This is a genomic window from Undibacterium sp. Jales W-56, assembly GCF_025548535.1.
In the GTDB taxonomy this organism is placed as follows: Bacteria; Pseudomonadota; Gammaproteobacteria; order Burkholderiales; family Burkholderiaceae_D; genus Undibacterium.
Map to the genome: position 1 here is coordinate 202,389 of NZ_JAJLQW010000005.1, position 25,862 is coordinate 228,250.

General features: G+C 53.8%; 22 protein-coding genes. 8 read left to right on the top strand and 14 right to left on the bottom strand.

What is annotated here, in order from left to right:
- Window positions 1-59 precede the first annotated feature (59 nt).
- Both LPB67_RS14540 and LPB67_RS14545 read left to right on the top strand, forming a co-directional pair.
- Window positions 60-506, top strand: coding sequence for an SH3 domain-containing protein (locus LPB67_RS14540; protein WP_262838001.1), 447 nt, complete (start codon window positions 60-62; stop codon window positions 504-506).
- 269 nt (window positions 507-775) lie between these two features.
- Window positions 776-1,777, top strand: a complete 1,002-nt coding sequence (locus tag LPB67_RS14545; RefSeq protein WP_262838002.1) for an NAD(P)H-dependent glycerol-3-phosphate dehydrogenase — start codon at window positions 776-778, stop codon at window positions 1,775-1,777.
- Between the two features lie 13 nt (window positions 1,778-1,790).
- On the opposite strand, the gene LPB67_RS14550 is transcribed toward LPB67_RS14545, so the two are convergent.
- From LPB67_RS14550 to LPB67_RS14595, 10 genes are all read right to left on the bottom strand, one after another.
- Window positions 1,791-1,982: a hypothetical protein gene (locus LPB67_RS14550; RefSeq protein WP_262838003.1), complete on the bottom strand. Its 192-nt coding sequence runs from the start codon at window positions 1,980-1,982 to the stop codon at window positions 1,791-1,793.
- Window positions 1,983-2,096: 114 nt separating this feature from the next.
- On the bottom strand, window positions 2,097-2,291 hold the full coding sequence (locus LPB67_RS14555) for a hypothetical protein (protein ID WP_262838004.1): 195 nt from the start codon (window positions 2,289-2,291) through the stop codon (window positions 2,097-2,099).
- 60 nt (window positions 2,292-2,351) lie between these two features.
- Window positions 2,352-3,719 (bottom strand): ATP-dependent protease ATPase subunit HslU, encoded by a 1,368-nt coding sequence (gene hslU / locus LPB67_RS14560; protein ID WP_262838005.1) that lies wholly within the window; start codon window positions 3,717-3,719, stop codon window positions 2,352-2,354.
- 15 nt (window positions 3,720-3,734) lie between these two features.
- Window positions 3,735-4,271, bottom strand: a complete 537-nt coding sequence (gene hslV, locus LPB67_RS14565) for an ATP-dependent protease subunit HslV (RefSeq protein WP_262838006.1) — start codon at window positions 4,269-4,271, stop codon at window positions 3,735-3,737.
- Between the two features lie 241 nt (window positions 4,272-4,512).
- The gene (locus LPB67_RS14570) at window positions 4,513-5,928 is read right to left on the bottom strand and encodes an STAS domain-containing protein (RefSeq protein WP_262838007.1); all 1,416 of its coding nucleotides are present in this window, start codon (window positions 5,926-5,928) and stop codon (window positions 4,513-4,515) included.
- Window positions 5,929-6,406: 478 nt separating this feature from the next.
- On the bottom strand, window positions 6,407-8,410 hold the full coding sequence (locus LPB67_RS14575) for a TonB-dependent receptor (protein WP_262838008.1): 2,004 nt from the start codon (window positions 8,408-8,410) through the stop codon (window positions 6,407-6,409).
- Between the two features lie 78 nt (window positions 8,411-8,488).
- Complete coding sequence (locus LPB67_RS14580; RefSeq protein WP_262838009.1) at window positions 8,489-8,896, bottom strand: hypothetical protein; 408 nt, start codon at window positions 8,894-8,896, stop codon at window positions 8,489-8,491.
- Between the two features lie 490 nt (window positions 8,897-9,386).
- Complete coding sequence (gene dksA, locus LPB67_RS14585; RefSeq protein ID WP_262838172.1) at window positions 9,387-9,791, bottom strand: RNA polymerase-binding protein DksA; 405 nt, start codon at window positions 9,789-9,791, stop codon at window positions 9,387-9,389.
- Window positions 9,792-10,018: 227 nt separating this feature from the next.
- Window positions 10,019-11,074, bottom strand: a complete 1,056-nt coding sequence (locus LPB67_RS14590) for a CobW family GTP-binding protein (protein WP_262838010.1) — start codon at window positions 11,072-11,074, stop codon at window positions 10,019-10,021.
- Between the two features lie 25 nt (window positions 11,075-11,099).
- On the bottom strand, window positions 11,100-11,633 hold the full coding sequence (locus tag LPB67_RS14595; RefSeq protein WP_262838011.1) for a Fur family transcriptional regulator: 534 nt from the start codon (window positions 11,631-11,633) through the stop codon (window positions 11,100-11,102).
- Window positions 11,634-11,923: 290 nt separating this feature from the next.
- Between LPB67_RS14595 and LPB67_RS14600 the strand changes: the two genes are divergently transcribed.
- Complete coding sequence (locus LPB67_RS14600) at window positions 11,924-12,592, top strand: type 1 glutamine amidotransferase (protein ID WP_262838012.1); 669 nt, start codon at window positions 11,924-11,926, stop codon at window positions 12,590-12,592.
- A gap of 98 nt (window positions 12,593-12,690) precedes the next feature.
- Here LPB67_RS14600 and xerC read toward each other — a convergent pair whose 3' ends face one another.
- From xerC to LPB67_RS14620, 4 genes are all read right to left on the bottom strand, one after another.
- A complete protein-coding gene (xerC, locus tag LPB67_RS14605; RefSeq protein WP_262838013.1) occupies window positions 12,691-13,629 on the bottom strand; it encodes a tyrosine recombinase XerC in 939 nt (312 codons plus the stop codon).
- 16 nt (window positions 13,630-13,645) lie between these two features.
- Window positions 13,646-14,302: a DUF484 family protein gene (locus LPB67_RS14610; protein WP_262838014.1), complete on the bottom strand. Its 657-nt coding sequence runs from the start codon at window positions 14,300-14,302 to the stop codon at window positions 13,646-13,648.
- Window positions 14,303-14,322: 20 nt separating this feature from the next.
- Window positions 14,323-15,177: a diaminopimelate epimerase gene (gene dapF / locus LPB67_RS14615; RefSeq protein WP_262838174.1), complete on the bottom strand. Its 855-nt coding sequence runs from the start codon at window positions 15,175-15,177 to the stop codon at window positions 14,323-14,325.
- Between the two features lie 222 nt (window positions 15,178-15,399).
- Window positions 15,400-17,727, bottom strand: a complete 2,328-nt coding sequence (locus LPB67_RS14620; protein WP_262838015.1) for a methyl-accepting chemotaxis protein — start codon at window positions 17,725-17,727, stop codon at window positions 15,400-15,402.
- Between the two features lie 315 nt (window positions 17,728-18,042).
- Here LPB67_RS14620 and LPB67_RS14625 point away from each other — a divergent pair, with 315 nt between their 5' ends.
- The 5 genes from LPB67_RS14625 to LPB67_RS14645 all read left to right on the top strand — a co-directional run bounded on the left by LPB67_RS14625 (window position 18,043) and on the right by LPB67_RS14645 (window position 25,769).
- Entirely contained in the window at window positions 18,043-21,618 is a 3,576-nt protein-coding gene (locus tag LPB67_RS14625) for an indolepyruvate ferredoxin oxidoreductase family protein (RefSeq protein ID WP_262838016.1), read from the top strand.
- 420 nt (window positions 21,619-22,038) lie between these two features.
- A complete protein-coding gene (locus LPB67_RS14630) occupies window positions 22,039-23,505 on the top strand; it encodes a peptide MFS transporter (protein ID WP_262838017.1) in 1,467 nt (488 codons plus the stop codon).
- Between the two features lie 181 nt (window positions 23,506-23,686).
- Window positions 23,687-24,850, top strand: coding sequence for a tetratricopeptide repeat protein (locus LPB67_RS14635; protein ID WP_262838018.1), 1,164 nt, complete (start codon window positions 23,687-23,689; stop codon window positions 24,848-24,850).
- Window positions 24,851-25,123: 273 nt separating this feature from the next.
- Entirely contained in the window at window positions 25,124-25,507 is a 384-nt protein-coding gene (locus LPB67_RS14640) for a DUF423 domain-containing protein (protein ID WP_262838019.1), read from the top strand.
- Between the two features lie 43 nt (window positions 25,508-25,550).
- On the top strand, window positions 25,551-25,769 hold the full coding sequence (locus LPB67_RS14645) for a hypothetical protein (protein WP_262838020.1): 219 nt from the start codon (window positions 25,551-25,553) through the stop codon (window positions 25,767-25,769).
- Window positions 25,770-25,862 lie beyond the last annotated feature (93 nt).

A 25,862-nucleotide genomic window follows, 5' to 3' on the forward strand; every position in this document is an offset into this window, starting at 1 on the left:
CGTTCTTGACGATGTCCTGGCCGGCTTGTCTGCCAGCCGGGACTTAAGTGGAAACTACTATGCGTCGTTCTCTGGTTTTATCTGTCGTACTTGGCATCGCCTCCTGGTCCGGCCTGGCTCAGGCTCTGGACTTCAAGTCGATCGGCGCTTCGGCCGTCATTTTGTATGACGCACCGTCTGCCAAGGGGGGCAAGGTGTATGTTGCGCCGCGCGGGATGCCGGTCGAAGTGATTCTGACTTATGGCACCTGGAGTAAAGTGCGCGACATGGGCGGCGATCTGAGCTGGGTCGAGTCCAAGGAACTGGTGGCGCGCCGGAATGTCGTAGTGCGTGTGGCAAATGCCAAAATACGTGCCGCGGCCGACGAGTCGTCGGCGCTGGTTTTCAGCGCCGATAAAAATGTGTTGCTGGAGATGGCTGAGCCGGTCAATGCCGGCTGGATCAAGGTCAAGCATCGCGATGGCCAGATCGGTTATGTCAAAGTGACTGAAGTCTGGGGTGTGTAAGCCGCAAAACTCACAAGGCGAACCGGGCATCCCTTGCGCAGAGTAGAGTGTATGCCAGAAAAAAGGACAGGAAGCTGTCCTTTTTTCATATACTCCCCATTATATTGAAATAAATCGCCTCTATCCGCAAGTGTTTATTAACGCATTAAAAAATACTCTATGGAGTATCTATTTAATATCGATATGCAAGTTCAACATCGGTGCGCCAACAATGAGCGATTACGGCATGATCGACGTAATATGAAACAACTTCCTGTGAAGGTCGGACTATGAATATCAGCGTACTTGGTGCCGGTGCCTGGGGCACCGCCCTGGCGATTTCCCTGGCTGCCAGACATCCGGTGCTCCTTTGGGGGCGCAACGCTGAAGTCATGCGCGCCATGCAGGCCGAGCGCGACAACAAAACCTATCTCGCCGGCTTTACCTTGCCGCCGCAATTGCAGGCTACCGCCGATTTTCAGCAAGCGATGACGCATGCCAGCGCAGACGATGATGGTTTGCTGATCATTGCGACCTCGGTTGCCGGCCTGCGGCCTTTATTGGAGAAATGCCTGCCGTACCAACCAAGGCAGGTGGTGTGGCTGTGCAAGGGTTTTGAAGATGGATCGCAATTATTGCCGCATCAGGTGGTACGCCAGGTGCTGGGCGACGGTGTGCTGGCAGGCGCGCTGTCTGGCCCCTCATTCGCGCAGGAAGTCGCCCGAGGCTTGCCATGCGCATTGACGATTGCATCGAATTCTGCCGAACTATGCCGGCAGGTCGTGAGCGCGGTGCATGGCAACGCGATCCGCGTGTATTCCAGCGACGATGTCGTCGGCGTTGAAGTCGGTGGCGCCGTGAAAAATATTCTGGCGATTGCGACCGGTATTGCCGATGGCCTGGGTCTGGGTTTAAACGCGCGCGCCGCCTTGATGACGCGCGGCCTGGCCGAAATCAGCCGGCTCGGCGCCGCACTCGGTGGACGGGTAGAAACCTTGATGGGTTTGACCGGTGTCGGCGATCTGATCCTGACTTGTACCGGCGACCTGTCGCGTAACCGTCAAGTTGGACTGGCACTGGCGCAAGGTAAATCGCTGGACCTGATTGTGCAAGAACTGGGTCACGTCGCGGAAGGCGTACGTTGTGCCAAGGCGGTCAGAACCCTGGCCGAAAGTTTGCAGATCGAGATGCCGATTACCAATGCCGTGGCGGGCGTATTGTTCGATGCGGTACCTGCACAGCAAATGATTGCGCGCTTATTGGCACGCGATGCCAAACAGGAAGGTCAATAACAAGACCAGACAATCAGCTGCGGCGATTGATGTTCCGGAAGCCCGGGAAACTTAATATCCGGATGATGACGGTTTCAGGCACATGCTGTTGCCTCAATAGCTCGCGGGTCTTTTTCAGACCCAGAGTCGACAGGTACAGCCTCCCCAGATCCACCATAAAGCGCAGCAGAACGTCCTTACGCCGTAAGAAAATATGATGTTGCACTAGCTGTTTCCTGCGCCTGCTTCCTGACATGGTGGCACCTTTGCTGAGTCGACGGGCATGCGTATAGACGCCGCTCGTCCCGAGGTTCTCACTGTAACTGATTTTTCCTTGAAATCAATCTTGCTCGCCATCCAGCGGTATCTTTTTAACGATCAGTTTTTGTGCTTGCCGCACTGCCGATGGCGATTTTTGATGACTGCCGGCGTTCCTTTGTTTAGCGGCGACCGCGACCGGATTGCGCGGCTTGGTCTGTGAAGGATCGAGACGGAAAGTCAGTTTCTGGCGCGTTCCTGACGTTTTATTAGCCATCGCTGCTTTCCTTTCCTATCATCCTGATCCCAGAAGTTTACTTTTACTGGCCCAGGCAAATTACAAAACATAACGGGATAAATCTTCATTCACCGATAAGGCGGCTAATTTGTTCTCCACATAGGCCGCGTCGATGACTACCGTACTGCCGGTGTTTTGATGCGCATCGAAAGAAATTTCTTCCAGCAGCTTTTCCATCACCGTGTAGAGCCGGCGTGCGCCGATGTTCTCGGTCGTTTCATTGACGGAAAACGCAATCCCCGCAAGTCTTTGCACCCCTTCGCTGCTGAATTCTACTGTCACGCCTTCGGTTGCCAGCAGCGCCTGGTATTGGCGCGTCAGGCAGGCATCGGTACCGGTCAGGATACGTTCAAAATCGGCGATCGACAAGGATTCCAGTTCCACGCGGATCGGAAAACGGCCTTGTAATTCAGGGATCAGGTCCGAAGGCTTGGCCAGGTGGAAAGCACCGGAGGCGATGAATAAAATATGATCGGTTTTGATCATGCCGTATTTGGTATTCACGGTCGTGCCTTCGACTAAAGGCAACAGGTCGCGCTGCACACCGGCGCGCGACACTTCGGCACCGCCGGTCTCCGCGCGCGAAGCGATCTTGTCGATCTCATCGAGAAACACGATACCGTTTTGTTCGACATTCCGGATCGCCTGTTGTTTCAGATCGTCTTCATTGACCAGCTTGCCGGCCTCTTCTTCGATCAGCAGTTTCAGCGCATCTTTGATCTTTAATTTACGCGATTTTTTGCGGCCGCTACCGACGCCGGAAAACATGGATTTGATCTGCTCGGTCATTTCTTCCATGCCGGGCGGTGCCATGATTTCCATCTGCGGCGCGGGTTCTGCGAGATCGATCTCAATCTCTTTATCGTCCAGAGCGCCTTCGCGCAGGCGCTTGCGGAAGGTTTGACGGGTCGGATTGTCTCCGCCCTTATCACCGGTTTTATGTTCAGCATCGCCAGCCGTTGCATCGCTGTTGGGAGTAAATCCAAAATCACGCGACGGCGGCAGCAGGATGTCGAGGATACGGTCTTCGGCTGCGTCTTCGGCGCGGGCGCGTACCTTGCGGGTCGCTGCTTCGCGGGTTTGCTTGATGCCGATGTCGACCAGGTCGCGAATGATGGTATCGACGTCACGACCGACATAGCCGACCTCGGTGAATTTAGTCGCTTCGATTTTGATGAAAGGCGCATCGGCCAGTTTTGCCAGGCGACGGGCGATTTCCGTTTTGCCGACACCGGTCGGTCCTATCATCAGGATATTTTTCGGTGTGATCTCGTGACGCAGCGGTTCCGGCACCTGCTGCCTGCGCCAGCGATTGCGCAGGGCGATGGCGACCGCACGTTTGGCGCGATCCTGGCCGACCACATGCTTGTCGAGTTCGGAAACGATTTCTTGGGGAGTCATGTTCATCAGGCTAATCCGGGCTTATTCTAAGGTTTCTATGGTGTGCGACAAATTGGTGTAGATGCACAATTCACCGGCGATCGTCAGGGATTTTTTAACGATTTCAATTGGCGATAAATCGGTATTTTCTTGCAAGGCCTTTGCCGCAGATTGCGCAAAGGTTCCGCCAGAGCCGATCGCACCGATACCGTCAGTCGGTTCCAATACATCGCCATTGCCGGTGATGACCAGCGTGGTTTCTTTATCCGCGACCAGCAGCATGGCCTCCAGGCGACGCAGCATGCGGTCGGTGCGCCAGTCTTTGGCCAGCTCTACCGATGCGCGCATCAGATGTCCTTGATGTTTTTCCAGCTTCGCCTCGAACCGTTCTATCAGGGTGAACGCATCGGCAGTCCCGCCGGCAAAACCTGCCAGCACTTTATTGTGATACAGCTTGCGCACTTTGCGGGCGGTGCCCTTCATGACGATATTGCCTAAAGTAACCTGGCCGTCGCCGCCCAGTGCCACCAGATTGCCGCGTCGCACTGACAAGATGGTCGTGCCGTGAAATTGTTCCATGTGATCCTCGATGATGTTACTTGCAGAGCTTACCCAAAACACAGAAAACGCTTTCGCTATAGACAGATAGCCGCCAAAACGCTCACCACTCTACCTTTTAAGCGTGAACAGTTTTGTGTAAGTCTTAATGTTTATCTATTGGCAAACAGCGAATCAGCGCTGCAATGAATTAGCTTACCCTGAGAAATGGGGCGTATCCCCAAAATTACAAGATAGAACAGAAGCGGAAGACGGTGTTGGATTAATGCTTGCGCGGAAAGATGGTGGCGACGTTTTTCAGGCCCATAGCATTGAACAGCGCCATGACCAGGTAATTCACTTCGGCAAACTGGATATGCGTGTCGCGCGCGGCAGAGATCGGTACCAGGCCATTCAAAAGTTGGGCAGAAGCGCCAAATTCGACTCTTTCCAGCTTGGAGCAATCCAGGATCAGGGGATTGTGGAAAGTCTTGGCATGCTCGGCAATGCGACTGATCAGGATATCCGTCTTACCATCAATCACCGACGGCATCATGAAGCGATTGGACGGCTGCAGGGTTTCTATCCGCAAATCGGGGAGCGAGGTCGTGACTTTATTGATCGGTGCTTCAAATGACGGTGGAGAAACTTCAAACGTAATGCAGTAATCCATGCTGACTTCTTCAAACGCGTGTTCAAAGTGGAGCAATTGCAGTATCTCTAGCAGCAACAGCCAGGGCGCTTCCGTTTCGTCACGCCGTCCAACCTGCAAGATGGCGCGGATGTTATCCGCCAGGTCCTGGGCGGCGACCAGCATCAGATCATGCTTGGTTTTTTTCAGGTTTTTGATCGCACGCAGCAGCAAACCGCAACCGATAGGGTCAACTTCTTTTACGCGGGTGAAGTCGAGTTTCAGGCTTTGGCTGTTTAAACTGATCTGCTTTAAACGCTCTAATACCTTGACGATATTGGCATCGAGTTTTGCCGGGAAAGACAGGCTGGCAGTAGTTTGATCTGCATCGATTTCTGTATCTGCATCCGCTTCATCGGGACCATGCCAGATCGGGGGGGAGGTTTCAAATTTGCTGGCGTAGTCGAGCGACAGATGTTCAAATTGTTGCTGATCGCCGGTGATCTGATACAGGTCGAACAGCATATACCAGCCGACCTGTTCGACCTGACCCAGGCTATTGTTATGGATCGCCGCTTGCAGCATGTGCGCCGCGACTTCGTTTTGACCGCTGGCGAATAAAATCGCTGCCTCTTCCAGCAAGGGCACCGATTCGGTCTCTGCCAGTTCGGCCATCATGACATCGACATGCTGGCCTATCAGGGAATCAGGTGCCGGTATTTCCAACGGCAGGGTGCTTTGAAAATCAGCGACCTGTTCAGCTGGCCTTGCGTCAGGCTGGTTCGGCCCTTTTTTTCCAGCGGCATCAGGTGCAGTCTTGGCAGGAATCGGACTTCTGGTCTTACCCATGTCGCGCGACATTTCAAATTCTATCGCATCGATTTTACGGGCTGTGGCGCGTGCCACATGGCGTTGCGCCATGATCGATTGAGACGCCAACTCATCCTCAGGCGGCACCATGATGTCGGTATTGCCGCTTTTTGAACGTGTTTTTTTAGCAGAAGTTTTCTGCGAGGAGTCGTTCTCCTGCTGACTATTCTTCTTGCCGAAAAGCGAAAAAATCCCCACGTTATTCCTGAATATAAATAGTTGAAACTATTATCTGCTACTTTTGATTAAAAATATCGTTGGTCAAAGGTATAAGACCAATTTGGCGAGGCTAAAGTATAGTCTGAAACCCGTAATTTTTGTTACCTGTACGCGCTCTTTTGTCGCATTGGGAAGGTAAAAAAATCCTTATAAATTGTAACAGACTCAATTTATTCTGGATTTGATCCGCCTTCGATTCATCGGATTCCTGACATGGGGAAAGAAAGAGGCGCGCAATGCGCTAATACTGTCCAGTTCAGCTCTACACATGCTTCGTCATTCCGGCGCAGGCCGGAATCCCTTGGCGTCATCGCCGAAAGACGCTGGATCCCTGCCTGCGCAGGGATGACGGCTTAACTGAACGGCATTAGCGCAATGCCCCCTTTTTTTCATTTGCAGACAGCTGGCCCATTATTTTTAGTAAGTTTGTAATTTAAATACCCGGTGAGGCATGTATTTAAAACATGACTCGGACGCCGGCAACGACGCCGCGACCTGGTTGCGGCACACTTTCTTTTAACACCGAGGTGGCAAGACGAATATCCTGATTCAGCAGATTTTTCGCCAACAAGAACCAGGTGAGCTGACTGTTGTTGTAGGCATGGGTGTAGGTCAGGCTGGCATCGAGCTTGGTATAACCCGGCGTCACATAGTTTTCAAAACTCGCCAGCCTGTCCTGGCTCTGGGCGCGCAATACATTGAATCCGCCATTCCACGGGCCCATTTTATAGTTGAGATCTGCGCCGAATCGGGTGGCCGGCTGCAGCGGCAGGTTGCCCGCATCATCCAGGGTACCGCGTGAGGTATCGGCAAAAGCGCGTGCCGACCATCCTTCGCCGTGCTGGTTATAACTCAGTTCAGCCTCTCCGCCCCGTATCGTGGCACTGGCTTGCGACCAGTAACGACGGGTAAATTCTGCATTGATGTCGGGATTGCCTTCGGCAGTGACTTTGGTGCCGTCGCTATGACCGTAAACGTAATTGCTGACTTTATTCAGGAAGGCATTGATTTTCCAGCGGACCAGGCCGGTGGTTTTTTGCGCGCTCAATTCCAGATTGCGCGAACTTTCCTTTTTCAAGGCATTGCTGCCGATGTCGTAGGTTGCCGTCGATTCATGCGGGCCATTTGAATACAATTCTTCCGTGGACGGCGCGCGTTGAGCCATCGAGAGCGTCGCACCTATGCCGTAGCCAGGGGTGAATTGCCATAAGCCGCCGGCCGATGCCGAGCCGATATTGAAGCTGCGGCCCGGTAACTGGAATTGCGCTGCCGGATCACGCTTGACGTTTTCTATGCGCGCACCGGCGCTCGCCATGACATCGCCAAACGCTTTTTGCTCGACCGCGAATAAGGCGAAGGAAGCGGATTTGGTGGTCGGTACGGTATCCGAGCGGCCCGTGCTGGCAGACAGGGCAGAGAAACGAATATGCTCTGTTTGCATGCCCCAGCTACCTTCCCAGCCAGCCCAGTTTTTATGCGCAAGACTGATGCGGGTTTCCAGCGATTTGTTGGTGAAATCGGTGATGGGCGTGCCATTTTGCATCTTCTCGGTATGCTTGTAATCGGTATCAGCCAGCTTGAAATGCAGGGAATCAAAGCCCGCCAGCGGCGCTTTGATCATGCCGTCGATATCGAGGCGATTCTGCTGCAGATCGATGAACGATTTTTCCGCAGTCGGGATGCCGTAACGATCGCTCATCGTCTGTACTGCGGCACCGGCATGACCCCAGTCCTTGATCAGGGCAGCGCCGATGCCGAAGCTCGATTCACGTGTGAAACTATTCGGTAATTTACCGCTCGCCGAGTTGGGATTGCCAGGCTCAGTCCGGCCGGGGATACGATAATCAGCGGTGCTGCGGGTATTGCCATCGAGATGATAGGCCACATCGCCACTCGATCCCAGCAGCGAGAATGAGGCATTTTTTTCCTGGTTCACGCTACCGTAGCGGACTTCTGCTTCGCCGCTGACTTGCTTGCTGAGCACCGTCGGAATACGTTCATCGACCACATTGACCAGGCCGCCGATCGCGCCGCTGCCGTACAGCAAAGCCGCCGGTCCGCGCAAAATTTCGATTTGCTGCGCCGTCGCGCTTTCGCTGGCGACCGCATGATCATTCGAGAGGCTGGAGACGTCGGCGACACCCATACCGTTTTGCAAAATTTTGACGCGGGGCCCTTCCAGTCCGCGAATAATCGGACGCGATGCACCGGCACCAAAACCGGAGGCGGCGACCCCCAATTCACCGCCCAGGGTATCGCCCAGGGAAGTGCCGAGTTTGGCGCGTAATTCAGGGCCGGACAGGATTTTGGCAGGCGTCAGGATTTGCATATTCTCGTCATTACCGAGTGGATTGGACGAGACGGTGACGGTATTAATAGCGCTGTCGGCGACAGCCGCAGAATTCAGTGATGCCAGGGCAGACAGCACCGCGCCGGCGATAAGGGAACGTTGAAAAGACATGATACTTCCTGAAAAATGGAAAAAAACAAGCGTCATCGAATCGATGGCTCGTGACATTGCAGTGGGCAAATGGCCCGATCAGGAGAGTAAAAGCGGTGGGGCGCGCGAGGAGAAATGCAGTAGTAGTGGTGCCAGCCAGCTTTGTTGCGCAGGCAGGTCGGACAGAACGGCGTTACCCGCCAGGTCCGGCAACGGCAGCGCTGCGGTGTGCAGGTAGTCTGCTGCCGTCAGGGCATCGAGAAACGCGCAGGAATGTAATTGCTTATCGTCGCCAAAAGGCGGGCTAAAAATTTCGAATGCCGTTGCTGCAGCTTGATTCTCTACGGCATTGACAGTCAGGTTGTAAGCGGGCTTGCCATTAATCCAGCCGGCATGCGCAATCCTGTGGCTTTGACCTACCCACTGCGCCAGCAATAATGCGGGCAGCAGCAACCACAACAGCAGGCGGGCTGTTTGATGGGGGCGGGATAGAGAAAAAAGTCGCATGCTTAGGATGATTTTACGGATATTTTTTAAAGCTTATTTTGTTTGGTAAGAATTTAGTAAAAAGCATTTTAATGTCACGCTGTTTGTAAAAACAAAATACAGCAAAATACGAAAGCATCGTTTCTCGCCAGCTGCTTCTGGCCGGTCCATCTATAGTCTGCATATGACCAGGCTAGCTTCATAGAAGTTCGCATCATATCCCGAACTGGCGCCATCACCGTATTGATGATTTTTGCAATTTCAGAATCTGCTGTACAACAAGCATTACACCAGACACGCAGCATTTCTCAGGCCAAGCCTTGCGCACCTTTTTGCAATATTTCTTCAATGAAATAATCTGCATCAAGGCCGTCCGATTATGTGGTAAAAAACCGACATTCCTTTACTGAGTGCGCATAAAACCGTAGATTTATGCAACTTGGTTGCATATTTAAAGTCGAAAAAAGCGTGCATGGGTAGCGCACGCTTGTTTCATGCTGCTTGGAAATGATTAATCGCCGTACAGTTTTTGTTTCATTTCGCGTCTTTGCTGCGCTTCTAAAGACAAAGTCGCTGTCGGACGCGCTAACAGACGCGGAACGCCGATAGGTTCACCGGTTTCTTCGCACCAGCCGTAGTCGCCTTCATCGATGCTGGCGATGGATTGTTGAACTTTCTTTAATAATTTGCGTTCGCGATCGCGGGTCCGCAATTCCAAAGCATGTTCTTCTTCGATGGTGGCGCGATCGGCAGGATCGGGAACCAGTACGGTTTCGCGCAGATGTTCGGTAGTTTCGTCGGCGTTTTTAAGCAAATCCTTCTCTAGCTGTTGCAAACGGGCTTTAAAAAATGCCAGTTGTGCAGCATTCATATAATCCTTCTCGCCCATCTTCAGAATTTCTTCCTCGGTGAGCAGAGCTGCGGGCGCATTGACTGTTGCAGTCGATTTAGGTGATTTAGTTGCCACTTCGCTGACTTTCGATACGACGGATTAACATACAAGTAATAGCTAAATTGCATTGAATCTACATTCGGCTAGCCATTATCCTCCCCTTACTGACAAAGTAAATGACATCCTGATGAAGTCTGTCCTTAGCTTGCTGGGGCGTAAATGCTGTTGCCCCAATTCAGTAGCCCGCTAGTTTATACCAAACATAATTTTAAACCATCAATAAATACTTCTTTAGGGAGATTTTTGCCAATAAACACCATCTTACTCTCGCGCAGCTCATCGTCGCCCCATTTCACCCCGACATCGGTGCCCATAATTTGATGCACCCCCTGAAAAATCACCTTGCGGTCGGCGCCATCCATCAGCAATACACCCTTGTAGCGCAACATGCGCGGTCCGAACACATTCACCAGTCCGCCTAAAAATTCGTCGAGCTTCGCGGTATCGAATGGCCGCGTGCTTTTAAATACAAATGCGGCGATATCGTCGGAATGATGGGCGTGGTGATGGTCATGCTGGTCTGGTTGGTGCTGCGCATGGCCGCAATGCTCGTCATGCACATGTTCATCAGCATGCTCATGCGCTTCTTCGGCTTGTAAAAATTCCGGATCCAGTTCCAGCTTGGCGTTCAGGTTGAAGCCTTTTAAGTCCAGCACTTCGCTGATCGCGACTTTGCCAAAATCGGCAACGCTGACGGTAGTGCGCGGATTCATGCGGCTCAGGCGCTGACGCAGGCTGCGGATGTGCTCAGCATCGACCAGGTCGGTTTTAGAGAGCAGAATTTTGTCGGCGAAACCGACTTGCCGTTGCGCTTCTTCATGCTCGTCGAGCTGTTGCATTGCGTGGCGCGCATCGACCATGGTGACGACCGCATCCAGCATATAGTAGCTGCCGACTTCTTCATCGACAAAAAAGGTTTGCGCCACCGGACCGGGATTGGCGAGGCCGGTAGTCTCAATCACGACCCGGTCAAAATCGATCTTGCCTTCGTTTTTTTGCTGTATCAGATTGCTCAGGGCCACGATCAGATCGCCGCGTACTGTGCAGCAAATACAGCCGTTGTTCATCTCGATGATTTGCTCATTGCGATCCTGTACCAGAATCTCATTGTCGATATTTTCTTCGCCGAATTCATTTTCGATGATCGCGATTTTATGACCGTGATTTTCTTGCAGGATCCGGTTCAGCAAAGTGGTTTTACCTGAGCCTAAGAAGCCCGTCAGGATCGTGGTGGGGATTAGTGCCATATATCTTCCGTGTTATCTTCCGTATTTATTTAGCGCATTCAGCGCACCAGCCTTTGATGGTCAGCTCTATGTCGTGACTCTGGAAACCCTTGCCCAGCGTGGCTTGCAAGGTTGCCTGCAACTGGTCTTTGAGGGATGGATGATGATGTGAGCGGTCGGTGCAATGCTGTTCTTCGTCGAGGCAAAACACCTTGGCGCAGCGGGTACATTTGAAATGGCCATGCTGATGCTGAATCCCCGTCATCGCGCTATGCGCCTGGTGGTCGCTACCGGTGTTGTAGCGAAAAATCCTGTCATCGCCCGCAATTTTATGTGCCAGGCCGGCATCGGTCAGGCAATCCAGCGCGCGGTACAGGGTCACTCTGTCCATTCCGGGCAGCGTATCCTGGACTTCCTGATGCGACAGGGCGCGGCTGGTATTGAGCAGGGTGGTCAAGACGCTGGTGCGCGCTTCCGTGACCCGAATCGCCGCTTGCGACAGCATGCGCTCCGCCAGCGACCGGACCTGGTCGGCGGCCTGTCTGGCTGGGGCTGATTTTTTGTGGATGGCGGTGATCATGGCGACATGGGGAAACAAATCCGGTATCTGTTTGCGTTGTTGGTTAACATATTATGCCTGAAAATGCAATTCAGTTGCAAAATCACTGTTATCCCTGGCAACGATATTCGGACCAGGACCGAATCAGGAACACCGTTCGCCGCAGGGGCGCAAAACACGCCTAGCAAATTCCTGTTAATCCGCGGACTCATCTATCAAGACGGCGCTTCCTCGCGACAAGATATACTTGGTAAGCGGCGCTAAACACTTAATTTCCGATCACAATACCCGCCGCAGATGAAGAGCTCTCCATGTCAGTTTCGCCACTCTTGCACCTGATCCAGCATCATCCCGCCGAAGGGCCGGGTGAGATCGCGCTCTGGGCTGCGGCGCGCGGTGTGGCCTTGCAAATCTACCGTGCCGATCTCGGCGCATTGCCGCTTGCCAGTGCCGATCCCATGATTTTGCTGGGTGGCCCTTATGCTGTGCATCAGCCGCCGCCTTGGCTGCAACGCGAACAGGCCTGGCTCGACAGCGTGTTAACTCAGGATGCACCGGTGCTGGCGATTTGTATGGGCGCGCAGTTGCTGGCAACTTGTCTCGGGGCGGCGGTGGCGCCGGCAGCTGAAAAAGAGGGCGGCTGGACGCCGGTGCAATTTGCCGGTGGTGCGACGATGGAGGTGCTGCAATGGCATGAAGATAATTTCAGTTTGCCGTCGGGCGCAGTGCTGCATGCGGGCAGTCGGGCTTGTCCTCATCAATATGTGACGCATGGCGAAAAGCGCATTGCGCTGCAATTTCACCCTGAATGGAATGCCCAGTCAGTGGCTGAATTAAATGCGTATTTTGGTGCAGAATCGCCTTTGCCCCGGTTATCCAAGACAAACAACGATGGACTTGAGCCGGATACCCGGCGTTACCGCATCGTGCAGGATTGGTTATATCAACGTCTTGACAACTGGCGGGCACATTGGACCTGAATCGCATTGAATTTAATATACTGGTACCCGGTATATTTTAATGCCGCATGATGGTAGCGCGGATGCAACCTATTTGGTATAGACCGATGGGGAGTATCTTATTTTTTCGCTCTCGGATGCGCCTGGTCATAGACCTTGGACAGATGCTGGAAGTCGAGTGCGGTATAGATCTGGGTAGCCGCAATCGAGCTGTGGCCGAGCATCTCTTGCACCGCGCGCAGGTCGCCCGAGGATTGCAGTACATGGCTGGCAAACGAGTGGCGCAATACGTGCGGCGTGACGTCGGCCGGGATACCCAGCGACTGCGCATGCGCCTTGATCCGCAATTGCACCAGGCGTTGCGAAATGCGGGTCCCGCGTTCGCTCAGAAACAAGGGATGCGGATCGGCCTTGAGCAATGTCGGGCGCACTGTCAGCCAGGCAAGCAGTGCTTCCAGGGCCGGGCGACCGACCGGTACGATCCTTTGCTTATTGCCTTTACCGGTAACATGGACTTCGGCCTGTTCGAGATCGACCCAGCCTAAAGTCGTGTGGTCTTTTTCAGCGGCTTGCCGGACGTCGAGCGCCGCCAGTTCAGATACCCGCAAGCCGCTGGAGTACAGCAATTCAAACATCGCCCGGTTCGCACATTGGCTGGCCGTATCGGAGCGATGTTGCGAGACCAGCCGCACCGCATCGTCGGTCCCCAATGCCTTCGGCAGGGTCTTGTTTTTTTTCGGCGGCTTGATGCCGTCGACCGGATTCGCCGGCAGCGTGACGTGCTCTGCCAGCCAGCGATAAAAGCTGCGCCAGCATGAGAGCTTGCGCGCAATCGAGCGCGGGTTCATCTGTTGCGCATGCAGTTGCGAGGCGAAGCGGCGGATCTGGTGGTAGCTCAAGGTGGCGAGACTTTGCCCGCCTGCGTGCTGATCGGCGAATTTTTTTAATTCGATTAAATCGAGGCGATAGTTTGCAATCGTATGCGGCGAGAGCTGCCGCTGAGTACGCAGCACTTCCAGATAATCATGGATTTCTGTCTGTGGCGCATCAGCGGTCATGGCGTGTTGTGAGTCGTCAGTCGATCAGGCAACTGAGGGCGGCGCTGCTGGTATCGGCGATTTTTACCAGGAAATCGGTTGCCATTTCTTTGGTGAAACGGGCCGGATCGGGCGAGCCCAACACCAGCAAACCAAAGGTGCCGGAGCCAGCTGCCAGGCGCAAAGGCAGCATCGCCAGCGACTGCATGCTGTGATCGGATTCGATCCAGCCCGCTGCTTCAAAATCATGATTGCTGCCGCAGTAAGGCGTGACCAGGCCTTTGGCGAACAATTGCACATCGTCGCTGACTGTTTCGGCAAACCAGGTATGCGAAAAATCGGCAGCCACCTGCCACAGGCGTAGCGTCGCATGCGGCACCGAAAAAATATCCTGCAGCCCCTGAGTCAGGATATGCGGCAGATCGACGTCGTTGCGCGCCAATAGCAGCGAGCGGGTCCAGCTCTGGAATTTATTCGTAATGCCGTCATTCTCTTGCGCCAGGCGCATCAGATCGGACATGCGCAATTCCAGCACTTTGTACTTTTCGCGCACCACTTCCATCTGGCGTTCTTGCAGCGAAATTGCACGTCCCATCAAGGGGCTGGTCAGTTTGACGCTGGACAACAGTTCGGCATGTTCTTCAAAAAAATGCGGATGATTGGCAAGGTAGTCGGCGATATCAGAAGAGTTCATTCTTGGTCAGTGTCGGTAAATTAGATGATGTCGATTTCGCCGTCAAACACGCTGACAGCCGGACCGCTTAAATACACGGGTTGCGCTTCGCCCTGCCAGGCAATCGATAAGTCGCCGCCCTGCATGCTGACGCGCACAGGCGAGTTCAGCAAGCCGCGACGGATGCCGGCCACCACGGCAGCGCAGGCACCGGTGCCGCAGGCCAGCGTTTCGCCGGTACCGCGCTCAAAGACGCGCAGGCGTATGTGCTGCGGTGTGACGACCTGCATGAAGCCCGCGTTGACCCGGCGCGGAAAGCGCGGATGATGTTCAATCGCCGGACCGTCGATGGCGACCGGTGCTGTGCTTGTATCGTCGACCACTTGCACCGCATGCGGATTGCCCATCGATACGGTAGAGAACAGTACCGTCCTGCCATTGATCTCCAAAGGCCAGAGCGCATCGCGACCTTGCGTTGTGGCGTTCAGGCCGCTTGCATCAAACGGCACATCGGCAGGCGTCAAGACCGGCGCGCCCATATTCACGGTGATGCTGCCATCGGCTTCCAGGCGCGGTTCAATGACGCCGGACATGGTTTCGACGCGAATCGCCGTTTTGTCGCTGAGTTTTTTATCGACTACAAAACGTACAAAAGCGCGTGAACCGTTGCCGCATTGTTCGACTTCGCCGCCATCGGCGTTGTAGATGCGATAGCGGAAATCGATACCTTCGCTCGGCGACTTTTCGACCACCAGGATCTGGTCGGCGCCGACACCGAAGCGGCGATCCGCCAATAGTTTCCATTGCGCAGGCGTGAACGCGACGGCTTGATTGATGGCGTCGATCACAACGAAGTCGTTGCCGGCGCCGTGCATTTTGGTGAATTTGAGTTTCATCGATACATTATAGCGCGCCCAGCGCAGCGCACCACAGCGGATTGCGCTTATCGGTCCGGCGGCAAACCATGGGATCGAGCCGAGTCGATTCACGATCTGTCTATTGATAAAAAGCTTGAAAAGCTCTCGATACAGAAGCGCACAGGCGCAAAGGCACGGGAAGAATTTTTTCAGATTGCCTCAGCGTCCATCTTTTAGATACTCATCAGTGACTGCATGGCGCTAAACAATTTTATACACCCCGCATCCCAACACCAGATCGTCGGATACCGGCACGATATACGACATCTTTGCGTCGATTTTCTGGGTGGACGGATTCAGGATGGTGTAATCGACCCAGCCGCCGCTGAATGGAATCGCAAATGCATCCGCGACTAATTTGCGGCCATCGAGCCCGTTGACATGGAGCAGGTTGACTTGCAGTTTTGATGCGTTGCCAGCGAATGCGCGGTATTGTCCGCTGCGATCAAAGGCGAAAACGTACATGTCGCGATCGGCAAATTGCCGGTCTTTGTCCGCTGTAATGATGGACAGCGCATTGCGGCCGGCGCTCTGATACAGGCTGACCGCCTTATTCACAAAAACCAGCGCTTCGTCTGCGGTGCCTTGCCTGAGTTTGAATGAGGACACCGCCTTGGATAAGCCCAGCGCACGCTCCTCCAGCAGGACGGCTGAATTCTTGGCCTGTTCCGCCATCTGCCCATTGCTTTGCGTGATCTCATCGAGATGACGGATCGCTTCTGAAATCTGCGCGAGGCCATTGCTTTGTTCTTCTGAGGCGGTGGAAATCGAATTAATATTGCCCGCCAGATTGCGGATGCCATCGACGATATCGGTCAAGGTGGTACTCACCTCATTAATTTGCGAGACGCCGGTTTTGACGCGGCTGACCGAATCATCGATCAATAATTTAATCTCTTTGGCCGAGCCTGCGCTGCGCTGGGCGAGATTGCGTACCTCTGCCGCGACTACCGCAAAGCCGCGTCCCTGTTCACCGGCGCGGGCGGCTTCTACGGCGGCATTCAGCGCCAGGATATTGGTTTGAAACGCGATCGTGTCGATCAGGCTGACGATTTCCTGAACTTTAAGCGCACTGGTTTGTATGCCGTGCATGGAGTCGACTGCTGCATGCATGGTAGTGCCGCTGGATTCGGCAATCAGCCGGACTTTGGCGGCGAGGGTGTCGACCGATCTGGCGCTCTCGGCATTTTTTTTCACAGTGTCGGCGAGATCTTCCACGCTGGCCGAGGTTTGCTCCAGGCTCGATGCCTGCTGCTCGGTACGGATAGACAGGTCACTGATGCCGGTTGCTAATTGATGGCCTAGTTGCGAGACCATGCTGGCATTGGTGCGTACATTCGCGACCAGCGCCGATAAATTGAAATTCATGTGCTCCAGAATCAGCCCGGTTTGCGCCAGTTCATCTTTACCGTCAATTTGTACATGGGCGGTCAGATCGCCGGATGCCACCGCTCTGGACGATTGCGATACGGCATTCAAGCCTTGCAAAAACGCATGATAGAAGCCAACAATCACGTAGCTGATAAACAGGAAGCCGATGAGCATCAGCGAGAACGTCAGGTTGCGTTTAAACAGGTGCTCCCTGACACGCTCTTGCAGCAAAATATCTAGGCGATTCAATACCTCGGTCTGAAAGCTGAGGAGTTTGCCGATGGCGTTCGTGCCTTCCTCAAAAAACAGATTGGCATCTATGCCCGGTTTGTCTCCCAGTAAATTTTTTGTGGCAGAGGCGATAAAAGCTTCGCTGCTATCGACGGCAATTTTTTGCGACGCAGGAATGGCTTCTTTGGCGCGCTGAAGCGAGGGATTGGTATTGATCACCGTAGCGAGTGCGACTTTGACGGAATCTATTTTTGCAATTAACACGGCTTTGTCATTGAATTCCAGTTCTGCTTTTTTGGCAAAACCGGCACCTAGACCGCGTAATTGCGCCAGATTTTCTATCCATGCGGGAATTTTCTGTATCGACACATCCATCAGGAAATAGGTAGATGCTTCAGGATCCAGAACCAGTCCGCTTTTTTCCGCCTCGAGCAACAGGAAACGCAGGCTTTCGGCGACTAACTGGTGATGCTGCGCCAGGCTTTCTGCCGCACTGGCGGCGAGTTTGCCGTCGGCTAATTGCTGCACCTGAGCTGATAAGGCTTGCCAGGCGGTTGCAAGCCCGAGTTGCGGGGATGCGGTCACGGCCTGATGGATCTGCCTGCTTTGTTCTACCAGCTTATTACGCACGCTGCTTAAGGCTTGATCGACATCCTGGCCGGCGAATTTGAGATTCGCGAGTCCGCGGTGTTTTTGTATGCCGGTGATCAAATCCATGATTTGTCGGGAAATGACAACGCCATTCGCTTCTTCCGCGGCGATATCCAGATCTTGCTGGTATTTGAATGCGAGATGAATACTCAGCAAAAGTAGGGGGAGCGTAAAAGTCGCCGCCATGCAGAGTAATTTGGTGCGCAAGCCCAGTCTGCCCATGACAAGCGTGCATGGATACATGATGCGACTGACGAATAGTTGGAAGGGGGTCATGCTGTCCTCTATTTTTTCGTAGACAATTCGGTTTCTGCCCCATTTTCGCAGATTTTGTATGGTTTTTCGTTGTTGCTGCGTATCAGGTAGATTAAATAAATTGTGTTTCGGAAAGCATGATTACATATGAAAGCCAGTACACTTTACGCATCTGTCAGTCATACTGTACTGGTCTATTTGTTGCATACTGTCCATTGAGACCGGCAATACACCGTGCTACTGTGGCAGGCTCGCAAGAGGTATATGATTCACTCACAAGGTGAACTATGTTGTTAGAGGCGTTACCCCGCCAACACTAAAAAGCACGGAGACCCCATGAATGCACCCATCAAGTCACAGACGCTGATCGACAATGACATCACGCTGGACGACAAATTTACCCTGGAGCGCGGACGCGCTTTCATGACCGGCACACAGGCCTTGCTGCGCTTGATGATGCTGCAACGTCAGGCCGATGAAAAAGCCGGACTCAACACCGCAGGCTTTATCTCAGGATACCGCGGTTCCCCTTTGGGCAATGTCGATCTGACTGCCGTCAAAGCCAAAAAACATCTGGAAAAAGCCCACGTCAAATTCCACCCCGGTGTGAACGAAGATCTGGCCGCGACCTCGGTGTGGGGCACGCAGCAAGTGAATCTGTTCCCGGGTGCAAAATACGACGGCGTATTCGCGATGTGGTACGGCAAAGGCCCGGGCGTGGATCGCTGCGGCGACGTATTCAAACATGCGAATCTGGCAGGCACCTCCAAGCACGGCGGGGTATTGGTGATCGCCGGCGACGATCATGCGGCAAAATCCTCTACCGCTGCGCATCAGTCCGAACATATTCTGAAAGCCTGCGGCATTCCGGTGCTGTATCCATCGTCGGTCCAGGAATATCTCGATTACGGCTTGCACGGCATCGCCTTGTCGCGTTACACCGGCTTGTGGGTCTCGATGAAATGCGTGACCGAAGTGGTTGAATCCGGTGCCTCGGTGGATATCGATCCTGAACGTATCAAGCCCGTCATCCCGACCGATTTCGAGATGCCGGCGGACGGCATCAGCATTCGCACGCCGGATCCGGTACTGGCGCAAGAAGCGCGCATGATCAATTACAAATGGTACGGCGCGCTGGCCTATGTCCGCGCCAATAAACTGAACCAGATTATCTGGGATAGCCCGCGCGCCAAGGTCGGGATCATCACGGCCGGCAAGTCATATCTCGATACGCGTCAGGCCCTGGCGGACCTGGGCATTGACGAACAAGCGGCTGCCGAGATCGGTATTCGCCTGTACAAAATCGGTATGACCTGGCCGCTGGAATCGCAAGGCGTGCGCGAATTTGCTAAAGGTCTCGATGAAATTCTGGTCGTCGAAGAAAAACGCCAGATTCTCGAATACGCACTCAAAGAAGAACTCTACAACTGGCAGGACGATGTCCGGCCGCGCGTGGTCGGTAAGTTTGACGATACCGGCGAATGGAGCAATCTCGATCACGCCGGTCATGGCGACTGGCTATTGCCGGCGACCTATGAATTAAGCCCGGCGCAGATTGCCCGTGCGATTGCCTCACGTATTACCAAATACTTCTCCGGCCACCCGGTAGAGCAGCGCGTCAAAGAACGCGTCGCATATCTCGAAGCCAAAGAAGCCGCACTGAATATCGCCGCCAAGCCCGATCCGAACAAAGACCGCATCCCGCATTTCTGTTCCGGCTGTCCGCACAATACCTCGACCAAATTACCGGACGGCAGCCGTGCGCTGGCGGGTATCGGTTGCCACTACATGGTCACCTGGATGGATCGTGAATCGACGATCTTCAGTCACATGGGCGGTGAAGGCGTGACCTGGGTCGGCCAGGCACCGTTCACGACCGAGAAGCATGTCTTCAGCAATCTCGGCGACGGCACCTACTACCATTCCGGCTTGCTGGCGATCCGCGCTGCGGTGGCGGGTCATGTGAATATCACCTACAAGATTCTGTTCAACGATGCGGTCGCGATGACCGGCGGCCAGGAATTCGACGGCCCACTCGATCCCGGCATGATTTCGCGCCAGATCGCCGCCGAAGGCGTCACCCCGATTATCGTGGTGACCGACGAGCCGGAAAAATATGCAGCCGATTACCCGTGGGCTGCCGGCGTGACCGTGCGTCATCGCAGCGAACTCGATGCGGTGCAGCGCGAGCTGCGTGAAATCGAGGGCGTGTCCGCCATGATTTACGACCAGACCTGCGCCTCCGAAAAGCGTCGCCGCAGGAAAAAATTTGACAAGGATGGCAAACCGGGTTTCCCTGATCCAGCCAAACGCGCTGTGATTAATGAAGCCGTCTGCGAAGGCTGCGGCGATTGCTCGGTGCAATCGAACTGCCTGTCGGTCGAACCGCTGGAAACCGAATTCGGTCGCAAGCGCCAGATCAATCAATCCTCGTGCAACAAGGATTATTCTTGCGTGAACGGCTTTTGCCCGAGCTTCGTCACGGTAGAAGGCGGCAAGCTGAAAAAACCGGCCAAGGCCAAAGTAGAACAAGGCACTGCACTCGACGTCGCCAGCCTGCCGGCACCGGTATTGCCGACCACGCTGGAGCCATTGAACGTACTGGTCACCGGTATCGGCGGCACCGGCGTGATCACGATCGGCCAGATCATGGCGATGGCCGCGCATCTGGAGGGCAAGGCCTGTTCCGTGCTCGACATCACCGGCCTGGCGCAAAAAGGCGGCGCGGTCATGTCGCATGTGCGCCTCGCCGATAAAGCCGGCGATCTGCATTCGACACGTGTCGGTACCGGCATGGCCGATCTGGTCATCGGCTGCGACGAAGTCGTGACCGCCAGCCGCGATGCACTGTCGCGGATGGGCGAAGGGCGGACCCGCGCAATGGTCAATTCCTCCATATCGCCGACCTCTGCCTTCATCAAAAATCCCGACTGGTCGTTTGCGGGCGAGAGCGCCGAAGCCGAGATCCGCCGCTCTTGCGGCGAAGGCCGGGTCGATATAGTCGATGCCACACGCATGGCGACCGCCTTGATGGGCGATAACATCGCATCGAATATGTTCATGCTCGGTTATGCCTGGCAAAAAGGCAGCGTGCCTTTGAGCGAAGCCGCATTGATGCGGGCGATTGAACTGAACGGCGTCGCAATTGACTTCAACAAGCAAGCGTTTAACTGGGGTCGCGTGGCCGCACATGATCTGGCTGCCGTGAAAAAATTGGTCACACCGGCCCAGGTCATCGAACTCAAACGTGCGCCGACGCTGGACGACACCATCAGCAGACGCATTGCTTTCCTGACTGATTATCAGGATGCGTCATATGCCTTGCAGTACAGCGAATTCGTCAACAAAGTCAAAGCCGCAGAGGCGGTCATCGCTGACGGCAAGCCTTTGCGCCTGACCGAAGCAGTCGCCAAATATCTGTTCAAGCTGATGGCCTATAAAGACGAATACGAAGTCGCACGCCTGTACACCGATGGCAAGTTCCAGCAAAAAATCGCTGGCATGTTTGAAGGCGATTACAAGATCAACTTCCATCTCGCACCGCCATTACTCGCCAAGACCGATAGCCAGGGCCATCTGATCAAGCAGCAATACGGCCCATGGATGATGAAAGCCTTCGGCCTGCTCGCCAAGTTCAAATCCCTGCGCGGCAGTGCGCTCGACATATTCGGCTACACCGCAGAACGCAAGATGGAGCGTGCTCTGCCGGTCGAGTACAAGGCTACGCTCAGCAAATTGCTAGCGCAACTGAACGCCGATAATTTGCCGAAAGCAGTCGCGATCGCAAGCATTCCGGAAGACATCCGTGGTTACGGTCACGTCAAGGAACGCCACCTCGCGGCGGCGAAGGCCAAAGAAGCGCAATTATTAGCGGAGTTCAATGCCAGACCGCAAGCGCAGAAGGCGGCGTAAGCCGGTCAACATGAAGACATCTGCAAAGTAGCAAACAAGATGGTCGGCGAGAGTCGGCCATTTTTACTTTTTGTGTTTGCTAACTTCCCAGATCAAGCGCCAGCAATTGAATGATGATGAGGATTTTCTGGCGCCTGGCATTCAATTGATTATTGATATACTCCCCAATTATTTTTAAAAAACGCATCTTATCCGCTTTGTTTTATTGAATTTTCAATAAATACTGGTAATGAGTATATGTTGTTTTTATATTGAAACTTTGTTCTGAGAAAAAGCAATGGCAATTCTTTGACAGAGAACACATATCAGGCAATCTCAATGATTGCAAGTTGTACAGGTTGTGTGTTCGTGCCGTTTAGCGATGTCGTCATTGATTAAAGTCGTCCACAATAAAATAAGTCATTTCAACAGGAGACCATTTTGTCACCACTAAAACAAAAAATAGCTGCGATTCCAGAAGGTGCTGGCGCTTTGTTCTTTATCCAGATTTTTGCGACTCTGGGCTTTGCGGTGTTGTATTCGACACTGGTGTTGTACTCGACCAAAAAACTAGGATTCAGCGTCAAAGATGCAACCGCGATCATGGGCGTGTTTGGCGCGTTCAATTACGGCTTGCATCTGTTCGGCGGTTATCTCGGCGGACGCTTTATCAGCAACCGCAATTTATTCGTTGGCGGCATGGTGTTGCAAGTGTTGGGTTGCGCTTGTATTTCCGGCGGTACTTCGGCCCAATTGTATTGGGGCCTGGCGCTGTTTTTGACCGGTAGCGGCCTGAACGTGACTTGCCTGAATCTGATGCTGACCCAGCGATTCAAGCCGGAAGACGACCGGCGCGAAAGTGCGTTCTTGTGGAATTACGCCGGGATGAATCTGGGATTTTTTATCGGTTTTACCGTGGCGGGCGTATATCAGTTGAAGCAGGATTATGAAAGCCTGTTCATTTTTGCCACGGTCGGTAATTTCATGGCGATTGTGCTGGCCGGGTGGAACTGGAAAAGGATATCCGACCTGAACACGCCTTTATTGCAAGCCGGGCCGAATGAATTCAAATGGCGCTTGCTGGCGGGTTTGCTGATCCTGGTCGGGCTGGTACCTCTGGTTCAAGTGATGCTGCATCACGCCGAGATCAGCGGCTATCTGGTGCTGGCGATCAGTGTCGCCATCGCGGTCATTTTGAGCTATCTGACCTTTGTGCATAAAGACCTCAGGGAGCGCCGCAATATGGCCGCGTATTTAATTCTGGCACTCGGTTCTCTGGTGTTCTGGACCTTGTACCAAATGGCGCCGAGCGGCTTGCAATTATTTGCCGACAAGAATGTGGACAGGATCGTCTGGGGTTATGAGATCGCACCGCAATGGATACAAAACATTAATACCTTTGTGATTATGTTCGGCGGCCCGCTGATGGCCATGCTGTTCGATCATTTGCGCAAGAAAGGCTGGAACATCGATATCCCGCGGCAGTTTTCTGCATCGCTGATCATCATAGGATTGGGCTTCCTGGTACTGCCAGTTGGCATCTCGTTTGCGGCGGCCGACGGCATGGTTGCGTTCAAATGGATCTTCATCTGTTTTATATTTCAAAGTATCGCTGAACTCCTGATTTCACCGATAGGCTACGCCATGATCGGTCGCCTGGCGCCGACGCAGTATCAAGGCGTGATGATGGGCACCTGGATGCTGGTGACCGGGACAGGATCGATTTTTGCGAGTTATTTTTCTGCCTTGATACCGGAGGCAAAAGAGGGTATGGCAGCGTCGACCAATCCCACCTATCACCATATTTTTTCTATGCTTGGATGGGGTAGCGTTGCTGTTGGCGTCGTGCTGATTTTGCTGATACCTGTGTTGCGGCGATTGATTACGAACGGGCCTGCCAAGGAGTAGTTCTGCTTGCTGCCTAAAGCCCTCTCCCGCTTATGGGAAAGGGTTTTAGGCCCCCATTTGACAGCTGCATCAGAGCCGAGGATACTGGTTATCGCATTACTGCGAATCCTATGACCATTCTCCTGAAACGTATTGTTCGCATTGGAATGGCAGGGTGCTCAATCCGGTAAGGAGCGCTATCATGAGAACTTGGCTCATTCTGTTATTTTCTGCTGTATTTGCCGGCTGCGCCAGCCAGGCCACGGTACCGCAAGCGATACCGCAACCCATGCGGTTTTTCCATGACGCCGGCTTTACACCTGCAAGCGAGCCTATTGACGCGACCCGGATCTTTGCGGTCAGCGACGAAATGCGCCATTACCTGAACTTCAATATCGCCAGCGAGCTGCGTACCAAAGGCGCGCAAAGAGGCTTATTCGACGCCCTGTATAGCAAGCACCAGCTCAAGCTTGAATACGATGCCGAGATAACGCGCAATGCGGCCGACACCTTCAAGGTGCGATCCGGCAATTGCCTGTCGCTGGTCATCATGACCGCCGCGTTTGCCAAGGAGATGGGCTTGTCGCTGCAATACCAGAGCGTCGCGGTGGACGAGACCTGGAGTCGTCGCGCCAACCTGTATTTTTCTGCCGGCCATGTGAATCTAGTGCTTGGCAAAAAGCGTTTCGATACCGGTAAATCGTATGATTATTATCAAACCCTGACGATCGATTTTCTGCCGCCCGAAGAAGTCCGCGGTCAGCATGTCAGGCCGATAGAAGAGAACACGATAGTCGCGATGTACATGAATAACCGGGCCGCGGAATTACTCAGCAGCGGCCGCCTGGACGACGCCTACTGGTGGGCGCGTGAGGCGCTGGTGCAGAATCCCGCCTATCTGCCGTCCTACAATATGCTGGGCGTGATTTACTGGCGGCATCACAATTGGGCTGAAGCAGAGCAGGCATTCAATTTTGCGCTGGAACGCGAGCCGGATAATCTGCTCGCCATGGCGAACCTGGTGCAGGTGTTGCAGACGATGGGGCGGGTCGATGAGGCGAACAAGCTGCGCGTCAAACTAGATCGCATGCAACCCTATCCGCCGTTTTATTATTTCGATCGCGGCATCGCTGCGATGAAAAATAACGACTACAGCCAGGCCCGCGACTGGTTCGCCAAAGAGGTCGATCGGGCACCGTATTATCATGAATTCCATTTCTGGCTGGCGGTGGCGTATTTCCGCCTGGACGACGTCCGGCACGCGCGCAAGCATATGGCGATTGCGATGGAGAACAGTACTACCCGCAATGATCAAGCCCTGTACGCGGCCAAGCTCGATCGCCTGAACGCGCTGACGCAGCATTAACAGGACGGACGCCAAATGGCAACCGCTTACCATAATTCAAATTGAACCCGCAGGCTGGATGCGGCTTTCAGAGGCATTTCGTGTCAGCAGGCGCACCCAGCTTGCGGGTTCATTTGAATATCAAAACACCATGGAGTCTTTTCTCTCTTAGCTTTTCTCTGTGGTGAGGGGTTCTGGGTTTTGCCTAAGTCCTGATTAATATGGATGTGAACGCGTATGATGGCGGCAGCATTCAAGACCCGATGTATTTTTAAGAGAAAACTGAATTCAACAATGACTCAACGATTACTGATCATCATCGCCGCCCTCAATATGCTGATCGCGGTAGCCGCAGGCGCGTTCGGCGCGCACGGATTAAAAACCGTCCTAAGCCCGGAAATGCTGGCGGTCTGGCAAACCGCCGCGAGCTACCAGACCAGCCATGCCCTCGGCTTGTTTGGCATCGCCTTACTGCTGCCGCGCTGGCCGTCGGTCTGGCTGCTACGCGCAGCGGCAGCGATGTTGAGCGGTATCGTGATTTTCAGCGGCAGTTTGTATTTATTGGCCGTCACGGGCCTGCGCTGGCTGGGTGCGATCACACCAATTGGCGGCCTGGCATTGTTGCTGGCATGGGCGATGCTGGCATGGGCGGCGTATCGCGATACCGGCGTCGAATGACCGGGATTTTTTGACCAACCTGGACCACAGAAGGGAATATCTCATGCGCGCTGTGATCGTTTTATGCACCCTGGTTTTGTGCAGTGCCTGCAACAAAAAAACCGATCCCAAAGTATCGTCGGAACCGCCGCCGTTCAAGATTGCAGAGCCGCAACGCGAACAATTGCAAAAGGCAAAAGAAGTAGAGCAGACATTGCAAAAGGCCGCTGAGGCGCAACGCCAGGTGGTTGACGGGCAGACGGCTAGTCAGAGTGAAAAGTAGCGAATTCGGTCATTCCGCAGCACAGGCACATGACGTCAAATCTGACTGGCGGACACTTTGAGCTAAAAAATTGTACGCAAAATATCCTCGCTG